12 protein-coding genes are annotated in these 12,151 nt (G+C 56.2%); 7 read left to right on the forward strand and 5 right to left on the reverse strand.

Annotation, left to right across the window (positions count from 1 at the left end):
- Positions 1 to 74: 74 nt before the first annotated feature.
- The 5 genes from CJU94_RS40745 to CJU94_RS05075 all read left to right on the forward strand — a co-directional run bounded on the left by CJU94_RS40745 (position 75) and on the right by CJU94_RS05075 (position 3,869).
- Positions 75 to 749, forward strand: a complete 675-nt coding sequence (locus CJU94_RS40745; RefSeq protein ID WP_157763717.1) for a hypothetical protein — start codon at positions 75 to 77, stop codon at positions 747 to 749.
- 323 nt (positions 750 to 1,072) lie between these two features.
- Positions 1,073 to 1,267, forward strand: coding sequence for a hypothetical protein (locus tag CJU94_RS40750; protein WP_157763718.1), 195 nt, complete (start codon positions 1,073 to 1,075; stop codon positions 1,265 to 1,267).
- Between the two features lie 212 nt (positions 1,268 to 1,479).
- Positions 1,480 to 2,295, forward strand: coding sequence for a TIGR04255 family protein (locus CJU94_RS05065; RefSeq protein ID WP_095417781.1), 816 nt, complete (start codon positions 1,480 to 1,482; stop codon positions 2,293 to 2,295).
- A gap of 1 nt (position 2,296) precedes the next feature.
- Entirely contained in the window at positions 2,297 to 2,980 is a 684-nt protein-coding gene (locus CJU94_RS05070) for a hypothetical protein (RefSeq protein ID WP_095417782.1), read from the forward strand.
- Positions 2,981 to 3,149: 169 nt separating this feature from the next.
- Positions 3,150 to 3,869, forward strand: a complete 720-nt coding sequence (locus CJU94_RS05075; RefSeq protein WP_095417783.1) for a hypothetical protein — start codon at positions 3,150 to 3,152, stop codon at positions 3,867 to 3,869.
- A gap of 139 nt (positions 3,870 to 4,008) precedes the next feature.
- Here the strand turns inward: CJU94_RS05075 and CJU94_RS05080 are convergent, their stop codons facing one another.
- A complete protein-coding gene (locus CJU94_RS05080) occupies positions 4,009 to 5,190 on the reverse strand; it encodes a HEPN domain-containing protein (RefSeq protein WP_095417784.1) in 1,182 nt (393 codons plus the stop codon).
- A gap of 803 nt (positions 5,191 to 5,993) precedes the next feature.
- On the opposite strand from CJU94_RS05080, the gene CJU94_RS05085 reads away from it, so the two are divergent.
- Both CJU94_RS05085 and CJU94_RS05090 read left to right on the forward strand, forming a co-directional pair.
- Positions 5,994 to 6,440 (forward strand): hypothetical protein, encoded by a 447-nt coding sequence (locus tag CJU94_RS05085; RefSeq protein WP_095417785.1) that lies wholly within the window; start codon positions 5,994 to 5,996, stop codon positions 6,438 to 6,440.
- Positions 6,428 to 6,781, forward strand: coding sequence for a site-specific integrase (locus CJU94_RS05090; RefSeq protein ID WP_095417786.1), 354 nt, complete (start codon positions 6,428 to 6,430; stop codon positions 6,779 to 6,781). Before CJU94_RS05085 ends, CJU94_RS05090 begins: the two co-directional genes overlap by 13 nt.
- A 623-nt stretch (positions 6,782 to 7,404) precedes the next feature.
- Here the strand turns inward: CJU94_RS05090 and CJU94_RS05100 are convergent.
- Genes CJU94_RS05100 through tssE form a run of 4 tightly spaced genes read right to left on the reverse strand, consistent with a single transcriptional unit; the run spans position 7,405 to position 12,029 of the window.
- Complete coding sequence (locus CJU94_RS05100) at positions 7,405 to 8,469, reverse strand: type VI secretion system protein TssA (protein ID WP_095417787.1); 1,065 nt, start codon at positions 8,467 to 8,469, stop codon at positions 7,405 to 7,407.
- Complete coding sequence (gene tssG, locus CJU94_RS05105; protein ID WP_095417788.1) at positions 8,466 to 9,557, reverse strand: type VI secretion system baseplate subunit TssG; 1,092 nt, start codon at positions 9,555 to 9,557, stop codon at positions 8,466 to 8,468. The genes CJU94_RS05100 and tssG overlap by 4 nt, the downstream gene beginning before the upstream one ends.
- Positions 9,557 to 11,449 (reverse strand): type VI secretion system baseplate subunit TssF, encoded by a 1,893-nt coding sequence (tssF, locus tag CJU94_RS05110; protein ID WP_095417789.1) that lies wholly within the window; start codon positions 11,447 to 11,449, stop codon positions 9,557 to 9,559. Before tssF ends, tssG begins: the two co-directional genes overlap by 1 nt.
- A gap of 31 nt (positions 11,450 to 11,480) precedes the next feature.
- A complete protein-coding gene (gene tssE, locus CJU94_RS05115; protein WP_095417790.1) occupies positions 11,481 to 12,029 on the reverse strand; it encodes a type VI secretion system baseplate subunit TssE in 549 nt (182 codons plus the stop codon).
- Positions 12,030 to 12,151: the final 122 nt, after the last annotated feature.

Genomic DNA, 12,151 nt, shown 5'->3' on the forward strand with positions numbered 1-12,151 from the left:
ATCATCACGAGGAAAAGTCGCACATCCCACGTTAAGCTGTTACACGAAATGCCCCAACAGATGCGAGGCACGGGATGAGAGAAGGCGAAAACTCAGTGGGCAAGAATCGACATCGAGCCGCGTGGGCCACTGCTGTCAGGGTAATTACCCGAGAATCTGGCAACAAGCTTCCACGTGAACTTGAGCAGATCTTTCACATTGGAACTGGTCAAACGGGAGCACCAGCACCGGAAAGGCGGGGCCACGCATGGCGGTACTGGATCAACGCGAAACGGCTTGCCGAACCATTCACTATCGACCGCGTAGTCAATACGGCTCTTGAGAAGGGCTGGCTGAATCCCGACCCCGTCGAAGCGAGAGCAATTTTGGACTTGCCTAGTGAGGTCGTCCAAGAATGGCTGGCGGAGATGAGCCCATTTGTAGGCCGCTTACTGCCGGATCCGCCATTGCATCGAACTAACCATCGCCACATGGCCCGCCTCGCAGCTCACGTTTTGATGGAAGATGTTTTAAATGCCATGAATATCAACGGCTGGTTTTATCGCGGGTTTGAACGCACCCAAAGAAAGCTGAAACGCGGCTCAAAAATCATGGAAACAACAGAACTAGCGATGGCACAAAGCGTTGAAGAGACAATCGAATGGCGTAAAGCAGTAAATTTCATTAGCGACCTGGTCCGCAAAAATCACGATACAGATGTTTTGCGGACTCAGCTAACCGTAACCTATAAGCGGCAGGGCTATAGATAAGTCGCAGTCTTAGGCTGTTGCAAACCCACCTCCACGGTAAAAGAGCGGGTCGATGGGGCGACACCGTACAAGGCTAGTCAACCATTGCCGCTGTTGGGTCTAAAGAGGGCCGCGATAGCTGCCGTTATCCAGATCACCATTATCGGATTTGGATAAGTGCGATGAAAGTGCTCTGGATTCTAGATGCCTTTTGGTCTGGACTGTCCCTTCGTAGCAAGACGATCCTTTGTCTCGGACTAGTAGGGCTGGTATTGGGCATGCCGACAAACGAATTGGGATGGGTGTGGCGATGGACACGCCAAATTTTCCAAATGCAGAACTGTATGGATGACTTCACCAATCCGGTTATGAGCGCCGTTGAGAGTGGTGACCAGAAAGCCCTTGAACGCGCGGTGGGTGCCGACAAACCTCAGCAGCTTAGAACATGCGGCAGCAACGCAATCCAACATCCCGAAGGCACCGTTTCTTTCCTTCTCGACGAATACAGGCGCCGGCCCGCCGAGGCTGAGCATCGGTAGGTCACGTTCGGATCCTCATACGCTCGGTGGGTAACGCCGGTCGAGCATTGCCGACGAAGTTGAGCGATCAAGAGGAAGATTTTACCGCTTCGCTTGTAGCGAAGGACGCCGTCGGTAGCAACGAAAAGTCACTTGTGAGAAGCGCGACGTGTTGTATAGTTTGATGTATAGTTTCGCGGTTAACTTGAAAACACATCGATAGGCAAGATGACATGACCGATCGCAGCGGCATCCTTCCACATTCGCCTCTGCTGTATGCTCTCGCATCGGTTCGGTTTGCGCCGTTGCCGCTGCTACCGTCCAAGATCCCGGAAATACACGAGCAACTACGGGATGCGACGCCTCTTTTGCAAAATGTCCAGCAGCAGACGCAGTTGGTGATGACCCACGGCGCAACTCCGATTGCTGAATCGTCTACGCAGGCTTGGCTCATCATGGCTAGCGATCGGTCGTTCGGTGTGCAGTTGGGGACAGAACAGGTGCTATTCTTTGCCCGCAGATACAGCAGGTTCGCTGCGTTCGGGGAGTTCATCACCCGTTGCTTGGGCTTGCTCTTCGAGCATATGAAGTTTTTGGACGTTACCGGCACTGGCGTTCGCTACGTCGATCATATCAAGCCGCGACAAGGGGAAACCTTGGCTGACTACGTCGCGGAAGACTTTCTGACGCCTCCTGTTCCAACTTTCGATCCAATTGGCGGCGTATCACAATACATTTACGGCGCTGGCGAAAGTCAACTTCGTGTGCGGAGTGTGTTCAGTGCGGAGGCTTTGTCTATTCCGGTTGATTTGATCGGACTCATCGCAACGATCCAAGGGCCAGAAAATCCCTTGATCCTGACGAAATTGCAGCGAGATGAAATGCTGCTCGACATGGATTCGGTACTCAACTTCTCGCAGCCGCGACGTCAGGATCTAAAGGAAATCGAGAAAACGCTCGATAACTTGCATAAGAATGCTAATGCATTCTTTAGGCATGATGCGGTATGTACAGACTTTGCGTTCGAAGTATGGCGAGGAGAGAAATAGCATGATCGACATCAATCCGCCCTCGATTAATGTGCAATGGGATAGCTCAATGCCCCTTAGAGTTCCGGGGTGGCAGGAGCTTCCGCTCGGCACGTTTTCTGCAGCTTCGTTTGAGTCGGAATGGCTTAATGGTAGCGAATCGTTAGCAACTGCGCCGGCCGGTGTCTCTGGACAAAAGGCATTGCTCTTTGTCATCGATGGCAAGCCGTTGATGGTTACCCTCCAAGCTTCTATTGAAGAGCGAGCATCGGGCCAATCAGCCGCAGAGCTGTCAACCCCCGGCCAATTGGACATGGTGAAGACGCGCCTCGGAATTTCCGTCACGCAACTTGCCGATCTGCTTGGCGTCACAAGGAAGGCAGTCTACGATTGGTATGAAGGTGCCGCCCCCCGACCCACTATGATTGGCCGTATCAACTCGCTGGCGGACGCGCTTGGCAGTTTCGATGACACAGACCTTAAGAAGTTAAAGGCGGTCTGGAATATCACGTTGCCGAGTGGTTCATTCCGGTCTACGCTCCAAAGTGATACGCTATCGGGTCCCGATCTCACGGCCGCCCTGGTGGCAAAGCTGAATGAACTTTCTGCGGAAATGTCTGCAACGACTAGGTCGTCCCGGCGCGCGTCAGCTTACGTCGGAGAATCGAGCCTCTCAGACATCGACCGCCGCAGCGACTCCTTCTGACGACCCTGCCACCGTTTTGATTCGAATAAGGGATCAAGGATGGTGGCAGGGCTCGGTTATTGAATCCTGTCAACTGGCTGCTGTTGGTCATCCTTGCGACGAGGCCGATTTCTGGATCGTTGCTTCGCAAACGTGCAATTTATATAACCCGTCCTTCGAGAAAGTGCCCGTGTTCGAGGTGGTCGGAGCCTACGGAGTGGACGAATGCAGCCCTGCAAAGGTGAAGGGCGACGATCCCCGCGTTCTTCACGTGGAGGCGGAATCCGCAGACCTCAAGATGGCCCTGAATGTGGACATTCAAAAGCGCAAGTGGCTGCCTCGAAACTGCCTTGCGTTGCTTCCGGCGCCAGAATTTCACATCAAAGATCGCGTCAACCAAGCCGGATCATTAAAGGATCAGTGGCTCGACAATTTTTCCGGCTGGATGGGTAGAAGCTACACCCGTGTCGCGCTTCCGGATGAGTTCAACGATGCTCTAGGAGAATCGCGGCTCAAGCAGATCTTGGAAGAAAAGTTGGCGAAGGAGAAAGACGCTCTTTATGGAATCTATCTGACGATCGAGCCCGACAGCGACGAACCTTGGACCGAGACGTTGGGGTTAATGCCGTCGCCGTATCTGCTGGGCATCACGCTTCTAGTGCACGAAGAACACTCGCCCGTTACAGTACGGAGCAAAGCGGTCAAGCAGATTTTCAAGGACACGCTGCCGGACCCGTTGGACGGAACAAAGAAAGTTACGCGGGCGGAACTGGCGAAGCGTCATGGCATTCGTATCGTAGAGGCCGGAGTAGAGTCAATCAGCGTAGCCGACATCAGCCTCCAAGAAATGAAGCGCCTAGTCCGCTACACAATGGTGGATCACCTGTCAAATTCGTCGATGGCCGCGTGACGATCACCGAGATTGGTGGGGACTTGCCTCGCTGTACGCTTTTGCGGTTTCGCCTCTCCAGTTTCCGTGCGCAGCACCAGCGGAGCCGGTCTTCCGACCGGCGATCAATTGATGCTACATCTCAGGTCTCGCTAGGCAGTCAGGTTGGCATTTGTGGACTCTCGAGCTGATCGTCATCATCTTTGTCGCCCGTGAAATTGCGTACAGGGGCGCCACTCCTCGCGATCCCATTTAATTTGTCTTTCAAATAGCGTGTGTAACCAAGAACACTTTCCAAGTGCCGAGATAGCACTTGCGAGGGAACGATCACGGACGGCTCGTGAACGATATAGTTCCTCAGCCGAACTAAATCTTGAATCTCCGACCTTTGGTCCGATGTTAATAAATGGTATCGCTTGGTGACGACATTTACCAGCGATCTAATATTGTTTGGATCTGGCCTAGACTCATGCTTCCCCTCCGATTCGAGGAGCTGATCGACCAAAATAAGCAAGTTTTCGTGAAACTCGTTCCATGCGGATAAGAACTCGTAATAGCCTTCCCCCTTCGTAAGAGCAACATTTTCAGAAACCATTTCACGCTCATCCTCTGAGACTGTCACTTGATCTAGATTTTCGATCGCGTGTTGCAGTTTCGGCGCGAGTTCATCACGCAGCGCGACTATTTCTTCAAAATCCCCCCTAGTCACCGGGCGATTGTGCGCCACCTGATTGCGTCTCTCGTATAAGCGCTCCCACCTTGACCGAAGGTATTCGCTTTCGCAGTTAACTATTTTTGAAAAGAATCGATCCCAGTTTGATTGCGGAATTGCAAGCTTAAGCTCGGATAAATTCAAGTCATCAAGTTTCTCCGCTTTTTTCAGCCTCTCGATCAAAACGGCTGGATTTATATTTGCATATTCTTTAAACAAAAAATTTGACAATTGAATAAAGTCGACTTCATACAAATAATTTTGATCTAATTTTGCATCTTTCGAACGAACAGATTCTAGAACTTCTTTCGGAACAGCTTCTTTAGCCCAGCCACCGCCGACATTAATTAGCATGAATTTCGTTATCAGCTTACGCATCGTGTTTTCTATTTCATGCACGATCGGGTAAGCGGTCTTCGCGTAGCCAAAACTAACGTCATCCCACAATATTTGCGGAGGTTTCGCTGCCGCCTTATGCAGGAGGCTTCTGATATTCTTTAAAAACCCCTCAAAATCACGATTTTGCGATTCATCATCGACTGAAATTTTTAGATGAAAAAAGCGATGCTTATCGCGCTCAATTTCACCGCATTGAATCTCATAACGCATGACGAGAGAACCGAATTTCATCTCAGTTTTTGAGATCGATACTCCGTCGATTGTTCTCAATAAATTATTAAATGAGGATACGGACTTGCAAAAAGCTTCTTTCTGGTCAACGGTAATAAGATATTCAACCCTTGGCACAGCTATTCTCCCCGGTTTCCGTGGCGTCAATTTTGTTCACGTCGCACCCCCAACCCGACTCGTACTACTATAAAGTTGAGGCAATCGTTATACCATCAACTACGTTACTCAGGCGCACTACTAGGTACTCTGATCATAGTTGAGCCGATCTCAGGTGCAGCTGCGTTGAACTCTTGAGCGTCGCAATAGATCCCATTCAGGTCGAGTCCCGTTGTTGCTATTTTGCGAAAGCCGATATTGCTCTGCTGTCGTCGGCACTATGGGACCGGTGACAGCTTAGATCGAAGCTGACAACGCACAACGTGTGTTGTCTATCTGGGGCGAACAGGCGCCAGCATGTCCGTCCAAGGACAACGTAGCTGCCACGTAGCTACGCTGAACGCAAATGCCTTGATTCAGCACTGTCTAGCACTATGGTTGATGTTGGCAAGCGAAGCAGGATATTGATTTTAAAAGAGATTTCTTGTGACCCGTACCCTCTTAATCCGTAGGTCGAGTGTTCGAGTCACTCACGCCCCACCATCGAATTCTGTTGTTGAAAATCAAGCACTTGCGAGCGATCGCGGTGCTTTTTTTTCGTCCGTCGTCGGCGTGCGGCAGCGTCAAAAACTGGCCTTTGCCGGAAATCTGCCGGAACGGAAGAATCCAGACCAAGCGATCTCAACCCTTTCGCATGGAGTCTGGAAATGGCATACATCAGTCAGCGCGGCGCGTACTGGCGTGCCGAAATTCGTCGGCGCGGCTACAAACCTGTCTATCGCACATTCGATACGAAGCAGCAGGCGCAGCAATGGGCGAGGCGGGTGGAGTCGGAGATGGACAGCCGGGCGTACGTCGATCGTACGGAAGCTGAGCGAACCACGCTCCGCCAAGCGTTGGAGCGGTACCGCCGCGAGATCGTCCCCGAGAAGCGCCACCCGTATCAAGAAAACCGACGCATCCAACGCTGGATCGACAACGATCTGTCGCATCGAACTCTAGCCAACTTGCGCGGCGCAGATTTCGCGAAGTATCAAGACGAACGCCGGGCAGCCGGGCAGCCGGGCGCGCAGAAAACACCATTCGGCTCGAACTTCAGGTCATCAGCCACCTTTTCGAAATCGCCCGCAAGGAATGGGGCATGGAAGCGCTGACGAATCCTTTGAAGAACATCCGAAAGCCATCCGGCAGCGAGGCAAGGGATCGCCGTTTACGTCCCGGCGAATTCGAGATGCTGCACGCGCGCCTATCGGCTAGCGGCAATCTGTGGGCGGCGCTTGCGTTCGAGCTGGCAATCGAAACGAGCCTGCGACAAGGGGCTCTCTTCAGTGTGCAGTGGGAATGGCTCGATCTAGCAGGTCGCCTCCTTCATTTCCCACCGACTGCCGTGGCACGGAGAACAAGGGCGTACCCCCAATCCTTCCGCTGTCCAGCCGAGCCGTCGCTGTATTTCGCCACCTTGCAGCTCTCGCAGAAGGCCCGGAGGCCCGCGTGACCCGTTCGCGGGTCGGCCCTGCGGACGTGATCCCTCAGAGGCTGACGGGACGGGTGTTCGGGACGAGTGTTAACGCAGTGAGCGGCGCCGGGAATGAGCAGCACGCTTGGCCCAACATCGAGGGTAGCCGGCCGTCCAACCTTTTTCTATGTGCGCCGTTCACTACGGAGGGCAACAGCTACCACCCGGAATGGGCGCGATCAGCCGCGACGCGGTATAAAACGCCCGACGAACCGCTCGTCTTCGCGCTCCTTCAGATTCAACACTTGTTGGATAACACCCACCTAGGGAGAGGGTGACTAACGGTCAATTCTTTCCCGATCATCGACTTCAAGTCGATGTTTGCCGCGGCCTGCTCCGGCATAACCGACGCAAGCGGTATGCAACAGTCGAGGGTGTACGTATATATCTGGGAGAGCGCTTCCTCTCCCAGGATGGCTCGCAAGAGCAACGCGGGCTCACCCGTGGATGTGCGTGGCAGTGCCGCACCATGCATGGTTACAGTGCGGGGCAAGGATTTCAGCACGACGCAAAACCTCGGAAAATAGACATTGATCTGCAACTCACACCACTAACGGCACCGCGAAGCCGCAATGGCAATTCCGATAATCCATGCTGAAGTGCTATTCATCTTTTGCCCATTCAGCAATCAATTCAGCCGGAATCGCCTTCACCGCTTCTACATAGCGCTTACCGACAAACTGCTCGGCACGAAATAACAGAATTGGAATCGGACTGCTGGGTTCATGTCTTTCGAACCAGTGTCGTGCGTCGCGAATAGATTGCAATGCCGCGTCGCGGCCCGATAAGGTTCGTCCAGCCACACCGCTTTGCGCCTCCTGCTGCGGCGATTCGGGCGTGGCGGCATCGAGTGCGGCCGTGGCTGGCACCCCGTCGAACTCAGGTGAGGCGATCTCGCCTTCCAACAGGGATACCGCATGCGCGGCATCGGAACCTTCACCCACCACACGCTCGAGCATGCGCGTCAATGCAGCGAGATCCGCCGCGAACTCGCCGAGCCTTTCCCGATTCCACGTGTCGATCACGTCAAGACTTTCAAGCGCCGCGTCGAAGCCCGCCATCAAAGCGGGCTGCTGAACGCGCACATCCTCAAGCTGCCGCGTCACAGACTCCACCGATAGCGCATCGCTCGGGCGCGGCTGGGCAAACGCACGCTCCACGTCGCGCACCTGCAAACGCGTGGCTGACGAGCGCGCCAGCGCGATATCGCGCACGTCCGATAGCAGCCCGTCCGTATCGGTCAATGCCTGGAGCGCGTTCATGCGAATTTCAAGCGCCGCGTCTTTATCGTCATCCACGCCGGGTTGCGGGTGGACGGTGTCGGCAAAGACCGTCAACCACGAAGCGAGCAAACCCAGCCCTTCGGCCAATCCTGGCGCCGCGCCTAAACGCGTGCGGCAACGTGTAAATAGCACGGCAAGCCGGATGTCCTTGCTGCGCATCATGAGCCGTCGGCAATCGCGCTCGACGTCGCTCCAGTTGATCGGCTCCGGTGAGCCTACGAAGTCGCCATACTGCGCATCCATTTTTGCCGCCACCTGGGCCGATAACACCACGAATTCCGGATCGTATTCGAGGTCTACGCCGCAGGGAGCGGACGGGTCGACCGGCGTCATCCAGTCGTGCGACGGTTTGTGCTGGGCCGTCGAATTGCGTTTCGTGCTCATGCCACCCCCTGAACGGCGTTACGCCGCATTGCGTCCGGATTGAATCGCGCACCGCACTTGACGTACTCCTCGGGCTCGAAAAGCATGCCGGTAATCGGTTTGCCGTCGGACGACCGGCCGAGCCATCCTGACCACCCTAACTGTTGCTCGCCACCCAGCACCGCGGGTGGCGCGCTCTCTGCCTTGATGCGCAATTCCAGCTCCCACTGGAACTCCCGGCCGACGAAACTGCGCACCCAATCCACGAGTTCGGGCAACGCAGCGCCACGCGGCGTGAAACGCAGGTATTCGTCCAGGTGAACAGGCCCGATCACCACCCTGAAGTGATACTGCCGATCCGGGGCCAACTCGCCGAGCATGGCACCCTCACCCATGACCGAGGCCGCGCTGGGTTCACCGAGATGCGTCTGTTCTTCGCGCGTTACATTGACCCAATGAAACTGGTACTCAGCGATGCGGACCGGCACGCCGAAATACTGTTCGAGCGTCATGCGCAACCCATCGGGATCGCGCGCCTCGCGCACGAGGTTGGCCGATGCGGCCAACTGCGCATGCGGTGGCAGCGCACGGCCGGCGATCTCGTCGAGGTCTTGCCCCGTCCAACTGGCGATATAGAACGAGAACTTCTCGTCGTCGGCTCGATCGAGCCCTGCCGCGGCCTGCGCCGATGCCCACGCCCGATACAGCAGCGCGAGATACCGGTGATGAAAGATGTCGAGAAAATTGCTCAACGTCCGGTCGCCCCGGTTTTCCTCCCGCTCTCGAGCAATCTCGGTCACATGGCTAGGTAGCGGCCCGTTTGGCCCGAGCGAGCCGAGACCGAACAGACGCACATGCAGGCGTCCATCGAGCTCGCCGACACTGGCGATTTCGCGCGGGGCGAACGCGAGGCTCGGCTGCTGTCCCAGACGAAACGGCTCGGCCCGCGGGCGCGCGGCGGTGCCGACGGGTTCGATGCGAGGATCCGCGCCGATGCGCCGCATCAGCGACAAAAACCCGTAACGCCACGGCGTGGTCCGCAGGCCTTCGATCATCTCGGGAGAGAGCGTCGATTCGCGCTGCAACGGCGTGTCGAAGCTGCGCTCCATTACGCCACGCCTCGCGTACCCATGCGCACGGGCCAGCGCATGATGCAGCCGCGCTGCATCGAATGCAATTCGGTCTGCGTGAACGAATTGATCGATACATGCCGCGCCAGATAATGTTCGAGGATTAGCCCCAACAGGTAGGGGCTGGTGCCTGAGAACCCCGTCTCGTCGACGGTCAGCTGACATTCAATGCCGCGCCCGAACACGAGCGGACCATTGCCCGGAAGCTTGCGCGTCACGGAACGGGTCCTCACGCCCAACAGGCTCTCGACCTGACGCTGGTGCTCAGTGTCTTCGCTGCTCAGAAAGAGCCGCAGCATGTCGCGCAAGCCCTGGCCGCCGGGACGATGATCGACGTCCTCGAGCGGCAAATAGTTGAAGTTCAATTGCCGGATCAATCGCCACGCGGTCTCGCCTTCCGCATAAGGTGGCCGCGGCGCGCTCGGTGGGCGAATCAGACCGATGCTTGCAACCGGTTCGCCGCTTTCCAGCTGCATGAAATCGTTCACGCCGTTGCGCGGCACGAGGAGAGGCAAATCACGGTTGGTCAGCCACGCATCCGCGGACAGATAGCGAATGCCATCATGATATGGCGCTGCCCGCTGATCCACGAGCGAGACAAACGTCTCGGTGCCGACATAGGCCGTACGCGTGCCATAGCGTCGCGACGTATCCGAAGGCAGACGTCGCTCGCGGCGCACCGAGAAGTATTGGCCGTGATTGCCTTCGTCGTTGTTCAGTGTCTGATAGAGCGGCCGGAATTCGAACTTCGCCGAGCTCTTTCCTACTTGGGCATGCAGCGCCTCAACCGAGAACACTTCGTAGTCGAGCGGTGCCTGACGTTTGGGCACCAGATGAAACTCCGTGCTCGCCTCCGCCAGTTCGATACGTTCCAGTCTTTGCGGGAACAGATTGATAACCGGCGTGCAAAAGAGCGCGAAGCGTGATGCGTCGACGAGGCTGGCGAGCCGATCCGGCGCGCGGTCGAGCAGCACCACGATCTCGGCTTCTTCGCCCTCAGCTTTTTTCAGGCCATCCTGAAGACCCGTGAGCGTGAAGAAGTAGAAGCGACTCGGGCACGCGAAATACTCCTGCAGGAGATTGTGTCCGTGAAACTTCGACCATGTGAGCGGCAACATGCCTTGATCGAGATCGAGCCCTTCGTGAACGACGGCCTTTGACGTCACTGCCGCGAAGGGACGATTCGGTGCGTTGAACTTACCCGGCTCGCCAACGACCGACGCAATGCCCGCCGTATGCACGAGCTCGAACAGGTTTGATGCAACCTGCTCATCGCCCGCTAGATAGACGGGCAGGCGATCCAGATTTCCGATCGAGGCAATCTTCTCCTGGTTCGTGGTTCGAATGCGCAGCCTTAGTGCGCCGCACACTTGCGAATGCGCCGGGACATAGCGCTCGATTCCTGGAATGTCGGGAGGAACGCCCGTGAACCTCGCACTGGCGATTTCCAGCGGATACAATACGACATCCTGCGTAGTACGAAACGTGCATGACGTATGCTCGTTACCGGGCGTAGGTGTCTTGAGTCTCCTCCCTCGCTGCAAACAAAAACCGTCCGTCAGATCGCCTTTCGTGTGAGCCGGATAAAACTGCGCCACGGCCATTGATGGCGTGGGCGCAACGTAGTTCGGGTAAGTGACTTCGAGCAGGCGTTGCGTAAAGCGCGGAAACTCGGCGTCGAGCTTGAGTCGCATGCGCGCGGCCATAAAGCAGAACGACTCGATTAAGCGCTCGACATAGGGATCGGTCATCTCACCCGCCTGAAGGCCCAGGCGCCGCGCGATCTTCGGGTGCGCCTGCGCGAACTCACCCGCGCTCTCGCGCAGGTAAATCAATTCCTGGTTGTAGTATTCGAGTAGTCGCGGGTCCATGCGAGCGCTTCAGCTCCGTTGATGTCCTGGTTCAGATACGCTTTAGATCCGTATGCAAGCGGCTCGACTCCAGATCGAGCGAGCTTTGCACCATGAATTCGAGTGGATACGGCTCCATGCGGACCATCCCATGAATTTCGAAGGCCACCTGGCTGTGACGGCCTTGACGATCACTGTCGCTGCGTGGAACCACCCGAAGCGACTCGGGTATCAGCCGCGGCTCGAATCGCTCGATCGCGTCCTTGATTGTTCTTTCGATATCGGACCACTTGCGCGAGGCCATGAACGCGCCCGCAAGAGGCGGCACGCCAAAATTCACCGTCGATACCTCCACGAGCGGATAGCGCTTGCGGTCGATGAGATCGCCCAGATTGGTCGCATTCAACAGATAGGCCAGATCGCGTTGGATGATGTCGCGCAACTGGGTACGCGTGACGGCATATTCGCCAGGCACTTCGGTCTGCCGATGCGGTGCATCGTCGCGCAGACGGTCAAACAGTGTCGGCAGCAAGTAGCTGTCGGCACGGCGCGGTGAGCCTGCCGCGTGTTTAGCGCGATTGGGTTGAGTTGATTGCGTCATGCTCGATCCTGCATACCGGACGCACACGTCGGCGTCTGCGACGCGTCACTTCGCGCACGAGACCGCGGCACGCATGGCTTGGCCCGCTGCTGAGCCACCACATCCCGCTCGAAGATCGATAA

This window comes from Paraburkholderia aromaticivorans (assembly GCF_002278075.1).
In the GTDB taxonomy this organism is placed as follows: domain Bacteria; phylum Pseudomonadota; class Gammaproteobacteria; order Burkholderiales; family Burkholderiaceae; genus Paraburkholderia; species Paraburkholderia aromaticivorans.